The organism is Xanthomonas chitinilytica, assembly GCF_026107455.2.
Lineage (GTDB): Bacteria > Pseudomonadota > Gammaproteobacteria > Xanthomonadales > Xanthomonadaceae > Stenotrophomonas > Stenotrophomonas chitinilytica.
The window spans coordinates 26208-43353 of the sequence record NZ_JAPCHY010000018.1 but is presented as its reverse complement, the minus strand read 5'-3'; the positions used below and the strand labels follow the sequence as shown (position 1 = coordinate 43353).

General features: G+C 67.2%; 24 protein-coding genes and 1 tRNA gene. 16 read left to right on the top strand and 9 right to left on the bottom strand.

Annotation, left to right across the window (positions count from 1 at the left end; translation table 11 throughout):
- Positions 1-249: 249 nt before the first annotated feature.
- The gene (locus OK345_RS16640; protein WP_265129122.1) at positions 250-1056 is read right to left on the bottom strand and encodes a M90 family metallopeptidase; all 807 of its coding nucleotides are present in this window, start codon (positions 1054-1056) and stop codon (positions 250-252) included.
- Positions 1023-1298, bottom strand: a complete 276-nt coding sequence (locus OK345_RS16635; RefSeq protein ID WP_265129121.1) for a hypothetical protein — start codon at positions 1296-1298, stop codon at positions 1023-1025. The genes OK345_RS16640 and OK345_RS16635 overlap by 34 nt, the downstream gene beginning before the upstream one ends.
- Before the next feature lie 125 nt (positions 1299-1423).
- On the opposite strand from OK345_RS16635, the gene birA reads away from it, so the two are divergent.
- The 4 genes from birA (at position 1424) to OK345_RS16615 (ending at position 4133) form a co-directional block, all read left to right on the top strand.
- Entirely contained in the window at positions 1424-2389 is a 966-nt protein-coding gene (gene birA / locus OK345_RS16630; RefSeq protein WP_265129120.1) for a bifunctional biotin--[acetyl-CoA-carboxylase] ligase/biotin operon repressor BirA, read from the top strand.
- A complete protein-coding gene (locus OK345_RS16625; RefSeq protein WP_265129119.1) occupies positions 2386-3126 on the top strand; it encodes a type III pantothenate kinase in 741 nt (246 codons plus the stop codon). The genes birA and OK345_RS16625 overlap by 4 nt, the downstream gene beginning before the upstream one ends.
- Positions 3127-3135: 9 nt before the next feature.
- Positions 3136-3858, top strand: coding sequence for an SPOR domain-containing protein (locus OK345_RS16620; protein ID WP_265129118.1), 723 nt, complete (start codon positions 3136-3138; stop codon positions 3856-3858).
- Between the two features lie 199 nt (positions 3859-4057).
- Positions 4058-4133: transfer RNA gene (locus OK345_RS16615), tRNA-Thr, on the top strand.
- Between the two features lie 10 nt (positions 4134-4143).
- On the opposite strand, the gene OK345_RS16610 is transcribed toward OK345_RS16615, so the two are convergent.
- On the bottom strand, positions 4144-4431 hold the full coding sequence (locus OK345_RS16610) for a helix-turn-helix domain-containing protein (RefSeq protein ID WP_205392824.1): 288 nt from the start codon (positions 4429-4431) through the stop codon (positions 4144-4146).
- An 89-nt stretch (positions 4432-4520) separates the two neighbouring features.
- Here OK345_RS16610 and OK345_RS16605 point away from each other — a divergent pair, with 89 nt between their 5' ends.
- Positions 4521-4982: a hypothetical protein gene (locus OK345_RS16605; protein WP_265129117.1), complete on the top strand. Its 462-nt coding sequence runs from the start codon at positions 4521-4523 to the stop codon at positions 4980-4982.
- On the opposite strand, the gene OK345_RS16600 is transcribed toward OK345_RS16605, so the two are convergent.
- The 3 genes from OK345_RS16600 to OK345_RS16590 all read right to left on the bottom strand — a co-directional run bounded on the left by OK345_RS16600 (position 4979) and on the right by OK345_RS16590 (position 6437).
- Complete coding sequence (locus OK345_RS16600) at positions 4979-5854, bottom strand: reverse transcriptase family protein (RefSeq protein WP_265129116.1); 876 nt, start codon at positions 5852-5854, stop codon at positions 4979-4981. The two genes, OK345_RS16605 and OK345_RS16600, sit on opposite strands and share 4 nt — an antisense overlap.
- Before the next feature lie 34 nt (positions 5855-5888).
- The gene (locus tag OK345_RS16595) at positions 5889-6209 is read right to left on the bottom strand and encodes a helix-turn-helix domain-containing protein (protein WP_265129115.1); all 321 of its coding nucleotides are present in this window, start codon (positions 6207-6209) and stop codon (positions 5889-5891) included.
- Positions 6210-6299: 90 nt separating this feature from the next.
- Entirely contained in the window at positions 6300-6437 is a 138-nt protein-coding gene (locus OK345_RS16590) for a hypothetical protein (protein ID WP_265129114.1), read from the bottom strand.
- A 632-nt stretch (positions 6438-7069) separates the two neighbouring features.
- On the opposite strand from OK345_RS16590, the gene OK345_RS16585 reads away from it, so the two are divergent.
- The 5 genes from OK345_RS16585 (at position 7070) to OK345_RS16565 (ending at position 11038) form a co-directional block, all read left to right on the top strand.
- A complete protein-coding gene (locus tag OK345_RS16585) occupies positions 7070-7366 on the top strand; it encodes a helix-turn-helix transcriptional regulator (protein ID WP_049446445.1) in 297 nt (98 codons plus the stop codon).
- Between the two features lie 3 nt (positions 7367-7369).
- Positions 7370-9406, top strand: coding sequence for an AAA family ATPase (locus tag OK345_RS16580; protein WP_265129113.1), 2037 nt, complete (start codon positions 7370-7372; stop codon positions 9404-9406).
- 478 nt (positions 9407-9884) lie between these two features.
- On the top strand, positions 9885-10397 hold the full coding sequence (locus tag OK345_RS16575; RefSeq protein ID WP_197602684.1) for a hypothetical protein: 513 nt from the start codon (positions 9885-9887) through the stop codon (positions 10395-10397).
- Complete coding sequence (locus tag OK345_RS16570) at positions 10390-10635, top strand: hypothetical protein (protein WP_265129112.1); 246 nt, start codon at positions 10390-10392, stop codon at positions 10633-10635. The genes OK345_RS16575 and OK345_RS16570 overlap by 8 nt, the downstream gene beginning before the upstream one ends.
- 244 nt (positions 10636-10879) lie before the next feature.
- A complete protein-coding gene (locus tag OK345_RS16565; RefSeq protein ID WP_265129111.1) occupies positions 10880-11038 on the top strand; it encodes a hypothetical protein in 159 nt (52 codons plus the stop codon).
- 10 nt (positions 11039-11048) lie between these two features.
- Here the strand turns inward: OK345_RS16565 and OK345_RS16560 are convergent, their stop codons facing one another.
- The gene (locus tag OK345_RS16560) at positions 11049-11258 is read right to left on the bottom strand and encodes an ECs_2282 family putative zinc-binding protein (protein ID WP_265129110.1); all 210 of its coding nucleotides are present in this window, start codon (positions 11256-11258) and stop codon (positions 11049-11051) included.
- A gap of 316 nt (positions 11259-11574) precedes the next feature.
- Between OK345_RS16560 and OK345_RS16555 the strand changes: the two genes are divergently transcribed.
- The 3 genes from OK345_RS16555 to OK345_RS16545 all read left to right on the top strand — a co-directional run bounded on the left by OK345_RS16555 (position 11575) and on the right by OK345_RS16545 (position 13315).
- Positions 11575-12300 carry a hypothetical protein gene (locus OK345_RS16555; RefSeq protein ID WP_265129109.1) on the top strand — a complete coding sequence of 242 codons (726 nt, stop codon included), beginning with the start codon at positions 11575-11577 and terminating at the stop codon, positions 12298-12300.
- Complete coding sequence (locus OK345_RS16550) at positions 12293-12574, top strand: hypothetical protein (protein ID WP_232522534.1); 282 nt, start codon at positions 12293-12295, stop codon at positions 12572-12574. Before OK345_RS16555 ends, OK345_RS16550 begins: the two co-directional genes overlap by 8 nt.
- Positions 12575-12799: 225 nt before the next feature.
- Positions 12800-13315 carry a hypothetical protein gene (locus OK345_RS16545; RefSeq protein WP_265129108.1) on the top strand — a complete coding sequence of 172 codons (516 nt, stop codon included), beginning with the start codon at positions 12800-12802 and terminating at the stop codon, positions 13313-13315.
- 91 nt (positions 13316-13406) lie between these two features.
- Here the strand turns inward: OK345_RS16545 and OK345_RS16540 are convergent, their stop codons facing one another.
- Complete coding sequence (locus tag OK345_RS16540; RefSeq protein WP_265129107.1) at positions 13407-13937, bottom strand: hypothetical protein; 531 nt, start codon at positions 13935-13937, stop codon at positions 13407-13409.
- 97 nt (positions 13938-14034) lie between these two features.
- Positions 14035-15264: a site-specific integrase gene (locus OK345_RS16535; protein ID WP_265129106.1), complete on the bottom strand. Its 1230-nt coding sequence runs from the start codon at positions 15262-15264 to the stop codon at positions 14035-14037.
- A 335-nt stretch (positions 15265-15599) separates the two neighbouring features.
- Here OK345_RS16535 and rocF point away from each other — a divergent pair, with 335 nt between their 5' ends.
- From rocF to OK345_RS16520, 3 genes are all read left to right on the top strand, one after another.
- On the top strand, positions 15600-16520 hold the full coding sequence (gene rocF / locus OK345_RS16530) for an arginase (protein WP_265129105.1): 921 nt from the start codon (positions 15600-15602) through the stop codon (positions 16518-16520).
- 140 nt (positions 16521-16660) lie between these two features.
- Positions 16661-16816, top strand: coding sequence for an entericidin A/B family lipoprotein (locus tag OK345_RS16525; RefSeq protein WP_265129104.1), 156 nt, complete (start codon positions 16661-16663; stop codon positions 16814-16816).
- Positions 16817-16875: 59 nt separating this feature from the next.
- Positions 16876-17010, top strand: a complete 135-nt coding sequence (locus tag OK345_RS16520; RefSeq protein WP_265129103.1) for an entericidin A/B family lipoprotein — start codon at positions 16876-16878, stop codon at positions 17008-17010.
- The last annotated feature ends 136 nt before the right edge of the window (positions 17011-17146 follow it).

The following is a 17146-nucleotide window of genomic DNA, read 5'->3' as shown; positions in this document are numbered from 1 at the left end:
GCCCCTGGAGCATTTTCGAATCAACTGCTTGCAAACCTGATGGGGCCCGTCGTCCCCGCGAGATGCTTTTCAACAGCCGTATGGCTGGTCAGACGGGAAACGCTCTTCAACAGCCGGCAGGCTGGTCAACCCGTGACTCGGCTTGCCGTTGCGGTGAAAAGTCACTGGGCTCCCGCCTGCGCGGGAGCGACGAGGATGTAATCGCGTGAGGCAAAATGCCCTGGCGTGGGGCGACCCCGGCCGCTGCCGTCAGGCACGCAGCGCCGGTACGGCCTGCGCGAACGGCGACGGTCCGTAGAAGCGCCGCAGGTGCCCGGCCACCTCCGGCATTTCCCGCGCCAGCAGCTCCGGCGCCGAGAAGTGGTACTCGCTGACCACGGCGAAGAACTCTTCCGGCGCTTCGGCGGCATAGGCGTCGATCGCGGTTTCGTCGCCGGCATCGACCAGGTCGCAGAACGCGTCGTAGCGGCGCTGGAAGTCGTGCGCCCATTGCCGCTGCCAGTCGCGCGGCAGCGGCGGGGTGCCGTCCAGCGCGCCGTCGAGCACGTCGATCTTGTGCGCCATCTCGTGCACCGCCACGCAGAAGCCGGCCTGCGGGTCGGCGATGTCGGCCTGCACGTCGGCCCAGGACAGGATCAGCGGGCCGTTGTCCCAGGCTTCGCCGATCAGTTCGTCCTCCCATTCGTGCAGCACGCCGGCGGCGTCGACATGGCTGCGCTGCACGCGGAACGCTTCGGGGTAGACGATCAGCTGCGACCAGCCATGCAGCCCCTCCTCGCCGAACTCGATCAGCGGCAGGCAGCACAGCGCGGCCAGCAGGGTGCGCTGCACGGCATCGAGTTCCAGCCCGGCCAGCGGGGTGATGGTTTTGACCTGCAGGAAGCGGGCGCTCAGTCCGCGCAGGCGCTCGTCGCGCGCGGCGTCCAGCGCCTGCAGCCACGGGCAGGCGCTGCGGGCGGCGTTCCAGGTATCGTCGTCGATGGCGGGCGGCGGGCGCCGCAGCCAGCCCAACAGGCGTTGGATCAGCGGAACATTCCCGGCAGGAAGCGATGCCATTTCGGAGTGCGCAGGCGCGGCAGCAGGTCGTCGTCGCCGCCGTTGTGGCTGGTGGCCGGCTTGCCCGGCGCCGCTGCGGCCGGATTGGCCGAGTTGCTTCCGGTCGCCGGTGCGTCGGTGCCGCGTTCGCTCTCGGCCGGGGCATAGGTGCAGGCGCCACGCGGACTGCCGGAAAGCGCATCTGACGCGTGTACCGCCAATGGCGCCATCAGCAGAATCAGGCAATGGGCAAGGTGGCGCATCGTCGTAATCCGGGGGCGGGCAAGTCCCCGATTCTAGCCTGCTTTTCCATCCGGATTGGAAGCGGGCGCTGGGCGGTCCGGCGCGGTTGCCGCATAATTTTGCCGTTTACCTGACGGGACCTGCCGTGGACGACCGCGAACTGCTGGCCAAACTGGGGGCCGGCCGCCTCTCAGGCGACGCACTGGCGCGCGAACTGGGCCAGACCCGGGCCGCGGTCTGGAAGCGCATACAGGGCCTGCGGGCGGCCGGGGTCGCGATCGAGGGCCGGGCCGGCGATGGCTACCGGCTGGAACACCCGCTGGAACTGCTCGATGCCGAGCGGATCCGGGCCGGCGTGGCGCCTGCCGCGGCCGCGGAACTGGCGGCGCTGGAAATCGCCTGGACGCTGGCATCGAGCAATAGTGAATTGCTGCGTCGCAGCACGCCGCTGCGCGGGGTCGAGGTGCTGCTGGCCGAGCGCCAGACCGGCGGCCGTGGCCGCCGCGGCCGCCATTGGGCCTCGCCGCTGGCCGCGCATGTCTACCTGTCGTTGCTGCGCGGATTCTCCGGTGGGCTGTCGCGGATGGGCGGCTTGAGCCTGGCCGCCGGCGTGGTGGTGGCCGAGGCACTGCGCGACATGGGGTTTGCGGGGGTGATGCTGAAGTGGCCCAACGACCTGGTGGTCGCCGGCCGCAAGCTGGGCGGATTGCTGGTGGAGGGCGGTGGCGAGTTCGCCGGCCCGGCGCGGGCGGTGGTCGGCCTGGGCCTGAACGTGCGCATGCCGGCTGCGCTGGCCGACGACATCAGCCAGCCCTGGACCGACCTGTGCACGCTGGCCGGCAGCGAGGTGTCGCGCAACGCGGTGGTGGCCGCGCTGCTGTCGGCGTTGCTGCCGGCGCTGGCCACGTTCGAGCGCGACGGCTTGGCGCCGTTCCTGGCGCGCTACCAGGCGCTGGACGCGCTCGCCGGGCGCGAGGTGCGGGTCGAGGACGGTGGCGCGCTGCACACCGGGGTGGCCTGCGGGCTGGCCGACGACGGCGCGCTGCGGGTACGCAGCGGCGACGGCGAACGCCTGTTCCATGCCGGCGAAGTCAGCGTGAGGGCGGCATGAGCGACGACTGGCTGTTCGACCTGGGCAATTCCCGCTTCAAGTTCGCGCCGCTGCGGCAGGGGCAAGCCGGCGACGTGCAGGCGTGGGCGCATGGCGCCGAATCGATGACCGCCACGGCGCTGGACGCGCTGCCCTCCGGCGGCACCGCCTGGGTGGCCAGCGTGGCGGCGCCGGCGTTGACCGAACAGGTGCTGCGGATCCTGCAGGGCCGGTTCGCGCAGGTGCGCATCGCGCGGACCAGCGCCCGCTGCGCGGGCGTGCGCATCGCCTATGCGCAGCCGGAGAGGTTCGGGGTCGACCGTTTCCTGGCGCTGCTGGCCGTCGCCCCCGCGGCGGCGCCGGTACTGGTGGCCGGGGTGGGGACCGCGCTGACGATCGACCTGCTCGATGGCGACGGCCTGCACCGGGGCGGCCGGATCGGTGCCTCGCCCACCACCATGCGCGAGGCCCTGCATGCCCGTGCGGTGCAGCTGCCGGCCAGCGGCGGCGACTACGCCGAGTTCGCCAACGACACCGCCGATGCGCTGGCCTCCGGCTGCGACGGCGCGGCGGTGGCGCTGGTCGAGCGCAGCCTGCAGCAGGCCACCGCCCTGCTGGGGCAGGCGCCGCAACTGCTGCTGCATGGCGGCGGCGCCCCGGCATTGCTGCCGCTGCTGCCCGGTGCCGGGCACCGGCCATCGCTGGTGCTCGACGGCCTGGCGCGCTGGGCCGTGCACCAGTCGCCTGCGGAAGGCTAGGATCGCACCATGCTGATACGTGCATTGATCGTCGTGCTGGCCATGCTCAACGTGGGCGTGGCGCTGTGGTGGATCACCCAGGGGGGCGCGGCACCGGCGGTGCCGGTGCCGGCGGCGCGCGCCGGCGTGGCCACGCTGGAACTGCTGCCCACCCCGGCGGCGGCGCCGGTGCCGGGGCCACCGCTCGAAGCAGCCGCAACCGAATCCGAACCGTCGCCAGCGACGGCCACGGCCGTCGCCGAAACACCGGCAGCGCCTGCGGCGGCCGCGGTCGCGCAGCAGTGCCTGAGCCTGGGGCCGTTCGCCGACCGCGACGCGGCACAGGCCGCGCTCGAACGAGCCGGTGCGCAGGCACTGCGCCCGCGCCTGCGCGAGAGCGCCGCCGACGGCGCCAGCAACTACCGGGTGATGCTGCCGGCCGCCGCCAGCCGCGAGGAAGCACAGGCCACGGTCAAGCGCATCGTCGAGGCCGGGATCGGCGACTACTACGTCATCGCCCAGGGCGAGGAAGCGAATGCGATCGCGTTGGGCCAGTATCGCCAGCGCGAAGGTGCCGAGCGGCGCCAGGCGGCGCTGGTGGCGGCCGGGTTCCCGGCGCAGCTGGTGGCCAGCGGCGGCCAGTCGCGCTGGTGGATCGACGCGACGCTGGCCGCGGGCACCACCGCAGCGGCGCTGCAGGCGCGCAGCGGCGCGCCCGGCCAGCGGTCGCTGGAGTGCGCAAGGCTGCGCTAGAATGGCGCGCTTCGCGGGGTTTCCCTGCTCCCGCACGCCTTTGCCGGCATAGCTCAGTTGGTAGAGCAACCGCCTTGTAACTCGGACGCGGTTGTTGTGGTGACCGGCCGGAAGGCTAAGCGTGGCAAGGCTTTAGGCTCGCCAGCGCGTAAACTGCGGGACAAGCCGGACACGGTTTGAGCAAGAGAAGTACGACATCGCCGCTTTAGCTCAGTCGGTAGAGCAACTGATTTGTAATCAGTAGGTCGTCCGTTCGATTCGGACAAGCGGCACCATCTCTCCTAGTCAGCGCCGCTTTGCGCTGCTCTTTCTGGACTTCGGCTGCAGCCTGGCCGCGCGCTGTTCCAGGTACTCGCCCAGCAGCCCGAGCGGCGGCACGCCGAGCGCCTCGGCGAACTCGACCAGTTCCACGGCGTCGATGCGCCTCTCCCCGCGCTCGCACTTGGATACGAAGGTTTGCGTGTTGCCCAGCCGTTCGGCCAGGTCGACCTGAGACACGCCCGCCCGCTTGCGGGCCGCCTTCAGGACGGTCAGCAGTAGCTGGTAGTCGGGGTTGTGGGTCGATTGGGCCATCGCGCGGTGACAGGCTGGTCACCGCACGCTAGAGTCCGTATTGGATTAGTCCAAAATAGACTATTTACTAGCGTTGCTCAGGGGATTGCATGAAGCGGATAGGGATTCTTCTGGTCGTCTTGGTGGGTCTGGCCTGGATCGGGTCGAAGCTGGTGCCGCGCAGCGAACCAGCTGTCGCCGCCGCGCCCGCAACAGTGGCCGAAGCACCGCAGACGCAGGCCCAGCAGCCCGAGGCAACGAAGTCCGAGCCGGAACGACCCATGACGGCCGCGGAGAAGAAGGCGCAGCAGGAGAAGTGGTTCGGCGCCGAGACGATCGTAGCTGCCGAGCGCGCGGTGAGGGGCGAGCTGAAGGACCCGGACGCCGCGCAGTTCAAGGACGTGCGCGCCAACTACACCGAGGAGTTCGGCGTGGTCGCCTGCGGCCGGGTCAACGCCAAGAACGAACTCGGCGGATACACCGGCTTCCGGCGCTTCGTGTTCGGGGATGGACGAGTGATCCTTGAAGGACGGGACAATGTCGCCGATGCTTGGGCGGAGGCGTGTCTCTAATTCCCTTTCGACAACCGCGCGGCTTCGGCGCGGTGCCTGTCGCGGTTCGCGTCGTCCAACAGCGCGAGATGGCGCTTTTGTCCCGCGACGCTGGCCCTAAGGCTGGGGTCGTGGGGATTCAACTCAAGCTGCGTCTGCGCAGCCCGCATCTTTCGGTGCTGCTTGTTCGGGGCGCGGCTCACTCCATTCCTGCACGCCCTGCCTGTCACGAGCTTGGGTGCATCTGCATGGAACACGCGGGTCTTGGTTTCCTTCACGGTCAGACCCGCTTTGCGCAATAGTCGACTAATCCAGCGGACGTCGGTATGCCCGAATCCTTTCCCGGTTATCCCCATGTCGTCGATGTAGAGCGTAAACACCCCGCCGCGAGAGCGGACGCGCTCATCAATGGCGTCGAATACCTTGCGGTACGCCCAGAAGGACACGAGAGGACTTGCGGGGCTGCCAGTGGCTAGGTGCCCATCGCAGCAGAGTAGGCTGGCCAACGTCTCAGCTACGTCCCTCGGCTGCTTCAAGTGGACCTCGAAGAAATGGATGACGCGCTCGCGGGTCGCCGACTGATAGAACGAGTCGATGTCCATCGTGATCGTGCATCCATCCGCCTCGCAATGAGTGGCAGAGTTGCTCAGGTAGGAACGGCCAGATCGCGCGGAATGCAGGTAGTCCGGAAGCTCAATGCGACGGAGGAGCTCCAGGAAGCGAGTCTGGAACGCCTTGGCACTTTTCGCAGGAGCTTCGATCAGCCGCTCCTTGCCTGGCTTCGACCTGTCGATGTAACGGCTGAAGTTGGTGGGTCTGCGGCAGAACTCTCTCAGCTGGCCGGTTGTCCCGGCCCACCGCAAAATCGCGGCGAGCCGGGTATGGCTCGTCATTCCGTACAGCGGGGACGAATCGATCGCGTAGCGCTCAGTTCGCTTTCGCGTGGATGTCGTCGTCTTCGTCCTCGGTGTGTTCATTCCCGACAGTCCATGAGAGAACGCTCAGCAGTTTGCGGGCGCGAGCGCGCCGTGCATCGGACTCACCTTCAAGCGCTTCCATGAAGCTGAGGAAGGTGGAGGCTGGTACGTCGAAGGTGTGCGCGTACTTGTTCAAGACTTCGAGGCTCACCTTCTTCTCGCCTCGCTCCAGTTCTGACAAATAGGACTTGGAGATTCCTAGTGCGTCAGCGAGTTCGCCCTGTTTCATCCGATGCACTTCTCGGACGATCTTGAGGGCTTTGTTCAACATGTCTACTCCAGTTCTGCAAGGAGTGCTTAGGTCTGTTCTAAGGGAGGGTGCTGATCTTGTCGTATCGTGCTTGCTGGCTATTGGCTGAAATCAGAGATAGCGATCCATCAACTTCCAGATCACCCCAATCACCAAACGCATGAACCAAGGCTTCCTCAGAAAACGCTTGAGGTAACCGACCAACTGCTGACGCTTGTCGTGCTTCCGACCGTTCTGCTTGCTACTCATGGTCTTGTCTCGGTGTGGTGCGAAATTGCACCCCTTGCGACACCTGAGACGGGGAAGCGCCAGCTTTTGCCCTCCTATAGCCCACTGGCGTCGCTCCTTGCCGACGCCACCTGAATCCCACGACCCTCGACCTTCGATCATCGACCTCGGACCGACGTCGCCGCAGGAGCCTGTGGGGCTTTCGCCCCTCGAGCCTTTCGGCCCACAACGTGCAAGGATGATCCCCGTCACGACAGTTGCAGGCTGCCAGAACTGCGTGACGGAGTCACGCTGTTGGCGAACTTCTGTTCAGCATTCATTTATGTTTTTCGGGCGACCGCACGGCCTCGCCAGGTAGCCCGTGCCGCGTCCGAGGCTGCGCGGCCTGATACCGAGCAGCCCGGACCGAATCGGACGACATGGGCTCACCGGGGAGTCCGGGCGCAATGTTGGTATCAGCGCGAGCACACCTCGGGCATTATTTGATTCGTCGGCGCCACCAGCCGCCGACGCCAGGCTTTCGGTGGCCTACAAGACCGAGGCCCGCCCCGCCGACTGAGGGGAGCAAACGGGTCCATCTCTGCGACGCACAGCAGGCAGTCCCCGCACGGCACGTCGCCGCGTGGGGATCGCACCTGCACGGAGTCCAGAAGATGGCCTACGAACCCAAGAAATTCTCCCCTGCGGAGCTCGCCGAGCTTCACGCACTCCCCGACGACTCGCTGCTGACCGCCCAAGAGGCTGCGGCCTTCCTGCGCCTCAAGTACGGCACGCTAGCGTGGTATCGCTGCCAAGGCGGCGGCCCGGCGTTCACCCGCGTCGGGCCGAAGCTGATCCGCTACAAGCTGGGCGACCTGCGCGACTACGCGAAGGGCCAGCCGATGGGCGAAGGCGTCCGGCGCGCCGCGACGGCGATGCTCGCCGCCCGCACCGCCAACGCGGAGGGCTGACCGATGGCCGCACATGAAAACGCCCACGGCGTGCTAGACCGTGGGCGCAAGGGTACGACCGACCAGGAGAGTGAGCTGTCCAGGACTCACGGGATCAATGATGCCGCGGGGTCTGCCGCCACGACGCCATCATTTGAGGCCGCAGCCGAATACCGCCGCTTCCGCCTCGACCTCATCCCCCTGCGCCGCCACGACAAGATGCCCGCCGACAAGCGCTGGCAGGAGCGCGCCTACGACCAGAGTGAGGTGCTGGAGCGCGCGAGGCGCGACGGCCTGAACCTGGGCGTGCGCCTGCCCGCCGATGTGGTCGTGGTGGACGTAGACCCGCGCAACTTCCCGGCGGGGCGCGACAGCTTGGCGGAGTTGGCCGCCGCCTTCGGCCTGCCGCTCACGTCGGCGCCGCACGTCCTCACCGGCAACCTGGAACACCCCGGCCACCACTTCTACTTCCGCAAGCCCGCGGGCGCCGTGCTTCTGGACAGCGTGGACGGCTTCGCGGGCGTGGAGCTGAAGTCGCTCGGCCGCCAGGTCGTCGCGGCGGGTTCTGTGCATCCGACTGGCGGCCTGTACCGCTGGGCATCTGATTCGCCGCCGCTGCCCGACATGCCGGACCTGCCCGCAAAGCTGGTCGAGAAGGCCCGCAGGCCGGATCGCCCGAAGAAGCAGGCGACCGGCGCGGGCGAGCTGACGCCCGAACAACTGGCTGAGACTCTGGCGCAACTCGACCCGTGCGATTTCGGCGAGAAACAGCACGACCGCTGGCGCGACCTAATGATGGCTTGCCACTTCGCCACCGACGGCGAAGGGCGGCAGGAGTTCATCGACTGGTGCATGGGCGACGGCCATTACCTTGGTCAGGAGTGGATCGTCGGTCGCCGCTGGGACTCGCTGCACGCCGGTAGGGACGAGGCCGTCACCACGGCGACCCTGCAAATGTTCCTGCAGGAGGTGGGCGGCGGCATCGCACCACCTGACGCGGCTGACGACTTCGATGTATGGGATGAGGTCGAACCCGCAGAGGAGCGCAGCCGCTGGAACTTCCTGTCGCTGGACGACGTGGAGTCACTGCCGCCGCCAAGGTGGCTGGTGCCCGGTGTGCTGACCGAGGGCAGCCTGGCCGCCATCTACGGCGCGCCCGAGTCGGGCAAGTCGTTCCTCGCCGTGGACATGTCGATGGCGATTGCGGGCGGCATGGACTGGCACGGCAGGCAGGTCGAGCGCGGGGGCGTCCTATACATCGCCGCGGAGGGCGCACCCGGCCTGGGCAAGCGCTTCCGCGCCTGGAAGATGGACAGGTGTGCCCAAGGTCGCAGGTTCGACCTGCACCTCATGCGCGACGACCTGAACCTCGCAGCTGAGAAGGACGGCGGCGTGCGTGCCTTCGTCCAGGCTGTGTCCGACGAGCTTGGGCCGCTGCGCCTGATCGTCATCGACACCCTGAACCAGACGGCCGCGGGTGCCGACGAGAACTCAGCGAAGGACATGGGTCGCTACATCGCCAGCATGAAGTTGCTGCGCAATGCCACGGGCGCGGCGGTGGTCGTGGTCCACCACTCGGGCAAGGACCTGGGAAAGGGCATGCGTGGCAGCTCGGCGCTACTGGGCGCGATGGACACCACGGTCGAGGTAGAGCGCGCCAGCGACGGACGTTCGATCAAGATGACGGTAAAGAAGCAGAAGGACGCGGAGCGCGAGCCACCGATGCGCTTCAACATGGAGAAGGTCGGCGACTCCCTGGTGCTACGCCCCACCGTGATGGCCGATGCGCAGGGTGAGTTCAGCGGCGCGATGGACCCCATCTTGGAGCTGGCACGCCAGGAAGCTAACGAGCGTGGCGGCAGCATCCCGCTCAAGGAACTGGCCGAGATCATCTGCGCGCGGGACGGCGGCGCCGATGCAACAGCGAGGCGCAAGATCAGGGGCGCGATTCCCGATGGACGCAGCAACTCAAGGGCGTCTATCGACGGGTTCCTGGTGTGGCTTGAGCCGATGGACGAGCGCAACCCGAAGCTCGGAATCCTAGTCAGGACAGAGGGGTGAACGCGCGTTTTCGATTGTCACGGGGCGCGACTTTCGGAGCTCGATTGTCGCGCCCAGCGACAATAAGATTGTCGCCGAAAGTCAGTTTCGATTGTCAGCGCGACAATCTAAGCACGGCAAGCGCTTAGGCCGCTTTCGGCCACCCGATTGTCAAAGCGAAAGTCACTGGCGGATTCGATTGTCACGGCGTTCGTCAGTCTATAGACGACGAACGTGACAATCAGACCGACAATCGAAAATCGAACCCCTCCACGTCATCGAAAGCGCGTGGACGGATGCGTCCAACCTTGCGCGCCGTGTCCCTCGCGCGCGAGGCGAACAGGCCGAGCAACCCCGCCGAAGCGCGCCACCTAATCGAGCATCAGGTGGCCGATGCCATTCAAGCTGTTGATCCGACTGCTTGAACGATGGCGTGCCTGCGCGCGTAAGCACGACACCATCACAACGTAAGCCACTTTTTGCCCCGGAGACCGCAGCCGTGCTTTCCATCCCGAACACCTTCACGCCCGAGCGGCGCGAGCTGTTCTTCCAGGTACTGGAGGACACGTGCTCGCCTAAGCAGGCCGCGGCGGCGGCGGGCATCAGCAGGCAGACGGCCTTCTACCACAAGGCCAACGACATCGAGTTCCGCACCCGTTGGGAGAAGGCCATCGAGGTCGCCCTCGACTCGCTGCTCGATGAGGCGTACAGGCGCGCCGCGATCGGCTACGACGAGCCGGTCATCCACCAGGGACGCCTCGCCACCACCGCGGACCCGACGACAGGCGAGGAAAGGCCGCTGACGGTGCGCAAGCACAGCGACAGGCTCCTGGAGGTGCTGCTCAAGTTCCGCTACGGCGACCAGATGGCCGACAGGCTGCGCGTCAGGGTCGAGGACACCGGCCTGTCGGCGGACGCCCTGCTGGCGATGCCGGCAGACGAGCGTACTCAGCTAGTGGCGCTGCTCTCCAAGTACAACGCGGCACGGCCGCAGGAGGAAGACGATGAGTGAGAACCTGAGCGTGGCCGAGGCGCTGCACAAGGCAGAGCAGATCGACGCCATGCTGGACGCGATCAACGGCACCGCACCCGATGCGGTCCAGGCGATGGGCGGGCGCGACGCCCTGGCCCGACGCAGCGAGATGACCTGCATCGGCCTGGTGCCGCGCCTGGACGCCGAGACCTGGGAGCGCATGTCGCAGGAGTACGAGGGGCGGCGCGAGCATGGCAGCGTCAACCGCGGGCACTAACGGCCACGCGGTCGCCGTCGAGGTGGACGGGGTGCGATACCCCTCCGCCAGGTCGGCCGCGGCAGCCGTGGGGATCGGGTACAGCGCCGTGACGGCGCGCTGCCACGACCCCGGGCACCCGAACTACCGATGGCTCGGCGCCACGCCGGGCAGGCGCGAGTTGAGGCCCGAGGACAGGCGCATCGCCAGGGCGCTAGTCGAGCCAGCACGGTGGCCCTGTGACGGGGGCAGGCGGCGCGCCGAGGTGCTGGACCTCAACGAGGGTCCGCCCAAGGTGGTGCGCCGCATCGGCTGGCTCCGCTGCATGTGCTGCGCCCGCTTCGCCTTCTCGGACGACGTGGTGCGCGTGCGCATCTGCGAGGAGTGCGGCGGCCTGGGCAGCGCGCCAGCCAAGGACGCTTAGCCTGGGCTCCTCACTTGAAGCCCGCTTTGCGGAGCATGTCCTTGAGTTGCTTCTCAACGGCGGTCTTGGCCTGCGAGGTCGCCTGCCGCATCACGTTGCCGTAAGTGCCGCTCGCTCCGCACCTGGCGCACTTGATGGTGTCCGATGCCTTTGGGTTCTTAGGCATCTCGAACTTGTCACTTCCACAAGAGCATTTGACGCCGATTTGAGTGGTGCTCATTGCAGGGTCCTGTGCAGGGTCGGCAACGGAATGTTGCAGGTGCAGTGAAGCGCGTCACCGTCGCAAATCCTGCGACGACTTCAGCCCTCTGACATTCCGTCAGTGGGCGGCGCGATGCCAAGCCCATGATTCGCAAGCCGCAGTGACGGCGGCAACTTCGAGGGAAACACGTCCGGGAAACGATGGCGTTCGCGCCCAACGCTCCGCGACACATTGCAGGCATCCGGTCAGCGCATTGGCGCGCAGACCACCCCAAGGCTGGGGATGCGCTCGTGACAGGCGACCGGAGGACCAACCTCACAGGAGCCAACGAGCCATGAAGATCACCCTCAGCGACACCCCCCTCCTCAGCACCCAGCAGATCGGCGAGCTCGCCTCGACCCTGGACCTGCTGCACAAGCGCACACTCGCCGCGATCGAGCGGCTGAACAAGGACATCGCGACCCGCAAGCAGCAGATCGCCGCGCGCTGGAAGAGTGCACCCGGCATCGGCGGGGCTGACGTCGCCCGCTTTGCCGAGCACGAGACGGTCGCCACCGTCCGGGAGATCAAGGACAACTCCAAGTCCGAGCTGGACAAGATCATCAAGGACGCGGGCGCCCCGCACGCCCAGCTGATCGGCCAGCGCCAGTTCTACGACTCCCCGGCCAAGGTCCTGGCCCGCGCCGCGCTGGGCGACCCGAAGCGCACCGAGTACCTCCAGCAGCTACAGCACGCAGGTCCCGCCGAGCTCGGTCACATGGCCCAGGTCGCCGTCGGTACGCGCAACGTCGCCCTGGCCTCGGCCGTGCTGTCCCTGATCGACCGCATGCCCTCCAAGGACCGTCCGGTCGGCCCGGTGGAGCTGGCGTCGGCGATGAAGCAGGACGACTTCCTGAAGGTGCAGGAGTACATCAAGCTGGGCGACGCGCGCCTCCAGGGCATCCTGGTCGCCATCCGCGCCTGGAACTCCGGCAAGTCGAACCCGCTCAGCTCGGTCCAGCTCGCCATGCGCGAGCAGGAGATCGACCACGGCCTGATCGGGGGCGACGGCGATGACTGACCGACGCGCCCACTACCCACCGTGCCACCCGGCGATGCTGGCACTCGCTGCACTGGTCGCGGCGATCCAGCACAGGTGCGACCCGTTCCCCGAGCTGGAGGCCGCCGCCGCCCGCAACGGCGTGGCCGTCGGCTCCGAGCAGTTTGACGAGGCCGCGGCGCTGGCCGGACAGCCCTACTGCCGCGCGCTGGACCTGTACGTGGACCGGGAGACCAAGCGCAGGGCGGATGCCCTGGGGTCGGGGATGGCGCACCTGGCCTTCCTCCCGGCCTGACCCGAGCAAACCCGGCCGGGTTGGTTAGGTGCGCAGAGGGCAACGGGTGGCCCGGCCGTGTTTCGGAGGGGATGTCTTTACGGCATCCCCTTCTTTTTCATGCGCTTGTGGATCTTCGCGCGCCGACAGCCAGTTGGATGCTCTGAAAACAGCGCCGAGGGGGCTCCCGGATCGAGGGAACCGCGACCTAATGCCTACGTGCCCACCAACACGTAGGAGAACGCCATGAAGCTGGAAGAAATGCCCACCAAGGAACTGCTGGCCCTGCACAACCGGATTGCCGATAAGCCGGCAGGTCCCAAGACCTTCGCGACGCGGACCAAGCTCGTCGCCCGGATCGAGCAGGTCGTGGCCGACAAGAACATCGACCTGGCCTCGTTCGGGCAGCCGAAGAAGCCCAAGGCGACCGCGCAGCGCGCAGAGCCGAAGGCCGACGTCGCCGAGACGCCCGAAGCGACCGAGAAGAAGCCGCGCGGCCTCGGCGTCGGCGCGCTCGCACGCGCGATCCTGATGGATCCGGTGGGATTCCCGCACGCGCTGGTGGCCGACATGGTCAACGCGCAGATCGATGGCGCTGCCGCCACGGCCAAGTCGGTGCGCTGGTACGCCAACGACATGCGCAAGAAGGGCGTCGAGGTGCCGCCCCGTCAGAAGCACCACCCAGCAGACATGGACGAGGAACAGTCCACCGAGGCGCTGTCCACCGTTCGGGTGGTCGAGCCCGCACCCTCCGACGACTGACGCCGTTCTCCCGCCGTGCACGAAAAAGGGCCACCTTCGCGGTGGCCCTTTCTTTTCATCGCCTTGTGGTGCGTCGCGTGCCGACGGTGGATCAGGAGGCCTTCCTCTTTGCCTTCTTGCTCGGCTTCCTCGCGGGCTTTACGTCAACTGACCTGGACTTGAGGGCGTCGTAGGCCATGCGCGCGGTCTCCCACGCGCGCTGCGCGGTGGCCTTTGCCCTCGCCTCGTCGTAGGCCTCGAACCCGCGCAGGTAGTCGGTCAGCGCGAGTTCGGGCCAGCCGTACCACCCGTAATTGGTCGAGAGGTCTACGTACGCCTTGTACCACTCGTTCAGCTCTCGATCGATGCTGCCGGAGCTGTCGGGGTTCATCCCGTGCTGTGCCGTCGTCTCGCCCACGTCCTTCTCGACGGCGTCGTAGAGCTGCGCGACTTCGTCGTCATCCACGCTCTGCACTGTTAGCACCTCAGCCCTGATCTGCTTCCAGGCCGACACGATCCTCTCACGCGAGCCCTCCCAGTTCAGCAGGTCGAAGGCGACGGCATTCAACTCACTTCGTGCGAAGAGGGGCAGGCCGATGGTGTAGCAGTGCGAGTTGGTGTAGGCGCTCTTGTTGATGGTCATGTGCATTTCTCCAGCTAGTTTTCACTGATCGGAATTGACCAGCTGGTAGGGGATGCTAAGCACACTTTTGGGTGCCGTGAATCATCATTTGCAGGCGCTATGCGGCATCGCTTTCGTTTGTTGACGGCGCATCCGCATGCGTGGTTGCGAGCATAGGCGGCCACGTCCCCGGCTCGTGCACGAGGCCGAGCGCGTCGAGGATGTACTTGGATGCACGTTCCTGATGCTCGCGCAGGTGGTCGAGCGACGGGTGCAGATAGCCCATCGTGACGCCGCCGCTGGACGCGCTGTGGTTCAGCAGGAAACGAAGCTCCAGCAGCGGCACGCCCGCCTGCAACGCAAGGGATGCGTATGCGTGCCGCAGCGCGTGGCCGGTGAGGTCGCCCAGCTCGTGCTGCTGGACCTCCGCTACCCGGCCCGACGCCGAGTCGGCCGGGAACAGGTAGGGCGTCTTGCGCCTCACGTCGTCGGCGTTCGCCTCGCGGTGCGCCAACAGATCGGCGAGCGCAGCCGACAGCGGCAGGTCGAACTTCTTGGCCGCGCCGCCCTTCGGGTTCGGGACGTGCAGGTGGCCATCGCCGAGGTCCGCGCGCTTCGCCTCGCATGAGGCCGTCCGGCGCATGCCAGATAGCAGCATGAACAGCTGGAGGTCGCGGCGCACCGGGTTGCCCAGCGACAGCACCGCCTTTCCCCACGCCTTGAGCTTGTCCGGGCTGGCGTCCACCTCGCGCCGGCGCATGCCGTTCATGTCCACGTTGCCCACCGGGTTCGGTGGCAGGTCGGGGAACTGCCGCAGGGCGCGGTTGTAGACCGAGCGGAGGACCCGCATGGTGTTGTCGCCTGAGGTGGCGCCGCTCCTCTCGGTGATCCTGCGGTGGCGCTCGCGCACGCCCTGGCGGTCCGCGCCGATCTCGGCCAGCGGCCTGTCGAGCCAGTCCTTGAGGTAGTAGGTGACGTGGTACTCGTAGCCGCTGCGGGTCTTGTCGGCCAGCCTCCGGGAGTTCAGATGCAGGTCCAGCCCCTCCCGGAGGGTGATCCCGCGCGCTCGGGCCCTGCGGCGCTCCTCGTTCGGGTTGGTGCCGCCCCGCATGCCGACCAGCGTCTGCCGGGCGGTGTCCCGGGCCTGCTTGGCGTCCATCGCCGGGTGGTCGCCCAGCTTCGTCCTGACCTGCCGGCCGTTGACGAGGGACTGGACGTAGAAGCTGCGCTTGGTAGGGGTGACGATGAGGTAGAACCCCCTCATCTCGGTGTCGGCGTACAGGGCCGACTTGCCCGGCTCGGGCCGGGGCGCCCTCTCGACGAGGGACTGGGTAATCTTCGACTTCATGCTGGCTCCGGGTGGCGGGGCCACGGCACGGACACGGTTTCGCACCACAAGGTGCCGTGTTCAGACGCGCCATTTGTGCCCCTGAAGCCCCATTAAGTCGCGGTTTTTCCTCGGTGTAAGCGGCCTCAGACCATCCGATTTCAAATCATGGCAAGCTATCCGCGTGCCGACTTGTAAGCGGTAGGTCCCCAGTTCGAATCCGGGTGCCGGCACCACCTTGCTTTTCCCTATACGGATCGGGTCGCGGCCGGCTATTCGCAGGCGTCGCTGCTGCAGCGCCGCGGGTCGCAGTGCGCCGGTCTGGCTAGACTTTCCCAATTTGCGATGGAGGCAACATGGCCAGTTTTCCCCCGGTTTCATTGATCGGCGTGCCCACCGATGTCGGTGCGGGCCACCGCGGCGCGGGCCTGGGGCCGGAGGCGCTGCGCATCGCCGGGCTGCCCGAGGCGCTGGCCGCGCGTGGCGTGGACGTGCGCGACACCGGCAACCTGGCCGGTCCGCGCAACCCGTGGACCGCGCCGGTGGATGGTTACCGCCATCTCGACGAGGTGGTGGCGTGGAACCGCGCGTTGATGGATGCCACCTATGCCGAACTGCGCGATGGGCGCATGCCGATCATGCTCGGTGGCGACCACTGCCTGGGCATGGGCTCGATCACCGCGGTGGCGCGCTGGTGCCGCGAGCAGGGCAAGGACCTGCGCGTGCTGTGGCTGGACGCGCACTCGGACTTCAACACCAGCGATGTCACTCCCTCGGGCAACATCCACGGCATGCCGGTGGCGTGCCTGTGCGGGCTGGGGCCGCATGCGCTGACGCACATGGGCGGCGAGGCGCCGGCGCTCTTGCCGCAGCAGGTGCGGCAGATCGGCATCCGCTCGGTGGATCCGGAAGAGAAGCGGCTGATCAAGCAGCATCGCGTCGATGTCTACGACATGCGTTACATCGACGAGGCCGGGATGAAGCGGACGATGGAAGCGGCGCTGGCCGGCATCGACGGCAATACCCACCTGCACGTCAGTTTCGACGTCGACTTCCTGGACCCGAGCATCGCCCCGGGCGTGGGCACCACCGTGCCGGGCGGGGTCAACTACCGCGAGGCGCAGCTGGTGATGGAGATGATCGCCGACACCGGGCGCATGGGCTCGCTGGACATCGTCGAGCTCAACCCGCTGCTCGACCACCACAACAAGACCGCCGAGCTGGCGGTGGACCTGGTGGAAAGCCTGTTCGGAAAATCGACGCTGATGCGCGACTGAGTGCGGCCGGCTGAACGCGCGCTGCGGGTATTCACATCGAATCCACAGCGCTGCCGCCAGATTCCTTTGCACACGCGGCGAGCCGGGGACCGGATACCACCGGACAAGGCCGCCGCGATCCAGCAGAGGAGCAAAGAGTGATGACCAAGCGAGTACTGATCCTGATGATGCTGGGCCTGTTTTCGGCCGGCATGCTCAGTGGCTGCAATACGGTCGCAGGTGCCGGCAAGGACATGCAGAAGGCCGGCGAGAAGGTCGAAGACAAGGCCGAGGATTGCAGCGACGGCAGGTGCTGAACCCGCGAGTCCGTGCCACCCGCCGGCCGGCGGGAAATCCAATCCAGCAGGAGAAATCCATGAAGCGCGCAATCGCACTGATGATGCTGTCGATGTTTTCCGTTGCCATGCTGGCCGGCTGCAATACCGTGGCCGGTGCCGGCAAGGACGTGCAGAAGGCGGGCGAGAAGGTCGAGGATGCGGCACGCCGCTGAGCGTCCGCTCGATGCGATGAACGAAGGGCCGGCATTGCCGGCCTTTTGTTTGCGGTTTCCCCGGGTATGCCGGTGTCCTGCCGATCGCGACTCACGTCGCTCCTGCACCCCGGTGGAGAGGCACTGTAGGAGCGAC

Bases quoted from the DNA above. Each gene is read 5' to 3' on its own strand.
- OK345_RS16640 (WP_265129122.1), bottom strand. From the start codon at position 1,056: ATGGCATCGCTTCCTGCCGGGAATGTTCCGCTGATCCAACGCCTGTTG.
- OK345_RS16635 (WP_265129121.1), bottom strand. From the start codon at position 1,298: ATGCGCCACCTTGCCCATTGCCTGATTCTGCTGATGGCGCCATTGGCG.
- OK345_RS16625 (WP_265129119.1), top strand. From the start codon at position 2,386: ATGAGCGACGACTGGCTGTTCGACCTGGGCAATTCCCGCTTCAAGTTC.
- OK345_RS16620 (WP_265129118.1), top strand. From the start codon at position 3,136: ATGCTGATACGTGCATTGATCGTCGTGCTGGCCATGCTCAACGTGGGC.
- OK345_RS16610 (WP_205392824.1), bottom strand. From the start codon at position 4,431: ATGGCCCAATCGACCCACAACCCCGACTACCAGCTACTGCTGACCGTC.
- OK345_RS16605 (WP_265129117.1), top strand. From the start codon at position 4,521: ATGAAGCGGATAGGGATTCTTCTGGTCGTCTTGGTGGGTCTGGCCTGG.
- OK345_RS16600 (WP_265129116.1), bottom strand. From the start codon at position 5,854: ATGACGAGCCATACCCGGCTCGCCGCGATTTTGCGGTGGGCCGGGACA.
- OK345_RS16595 (WP_265129115.1), bottom strand. From the start codon at position 6,209: ATGTTGAACAAAGCCCTCAAGATCGTCCGAGAAGTGCATCGGATGAAA.
- OK345_RS16590 (WP_265129114.1), bottom strand. From the start codon at position 6,437: ATGAGTAGCAAGCAGAACGGTCGGAAGCACGACAAGCGTCAGCAGTTG.
- OK345_RS16585 (WP_049446445.1), top strand. From the start codon at position 7,070: ATGGCCTACGAACCCAAGAAATTCTCCCCTGCGGAGCTCGCCGAGCTT.
- OK345_RS16580 (WP_265129113.1), top strand. From the start codon at position 7,370: ATGGCCGCACATGAAAACGCCCACGGCGTGCTAGACCGTGGGCGCAAG.
- OK345_RS16570 (WP_265129112.1), top strand. From the start codon at position 10,390: ATGAGTGAGAACCTGAGCGTGGCCGAGGCGCTGCACAAGGCAGAGCAG.
- OK345_RS16560 (WP_265129110.1), bottom strand. From the start codon at position 11,258: ATGAGCACCACTCAAATCGGCGTCAAATGCTCTTGTGGAAGTGACAAG.
- OK345_RS16555 (WP_265129109.1), top strand. From the start codon at position 11,575: ATGAAGATCACCCTCAGCGACACCCCCCTCCTCAGCACCCAGCAGATC.
- OK345_RS16550 (WP_232522534.1), top strand. From the start codon at position 12,293: ATGACTGACCGACGCGCCCACTACCCACCGTGCCACCCGGCGATGCTG.
- OK345_RS16545 (WP_265129108.1), top strand. From the start codon at position 12,800: ATGAAGCTGGAAGAAATGCCCACCAAGGAACTGCTGGCCCTGCACAAC.
- OK345_RS16540 (WP_265129107.1), bottom strand. From the start codon at position 13,937: ATGACCATCAACAAGAGCGCCTACACCAACTCGCACTGCTACACCATC.
- OK345_RS16535 (WP_265129106.1), bottom strand. From the start codon at position 15,264: ATGAAGTCGAAGATTACCCAGTCCCTCGTCGAGAGGGCGCCCCGGCCC.
- rocF (WP_265129105.1), top strand. From the start codon at position 15,600: ATGGCCAGTTTTCCCCCGGTTTCATTGATCGGCGTGCCCACCGATGTC.
- OK345_RS16525 (WP_265129104.1), top strand. From the start codon at position 16,661: ATGACCAAGCGAGTACTGATCCTGATGATGCTGGGCCTGTTTTCGGCC.
- OK345_RS16520 (WP_265129103.1), top strand. From the start codon at position 16,876: ATGAAGCGCGCAATCGCACTGATGATGCTGTCGATGTTTTCCGTTGCC.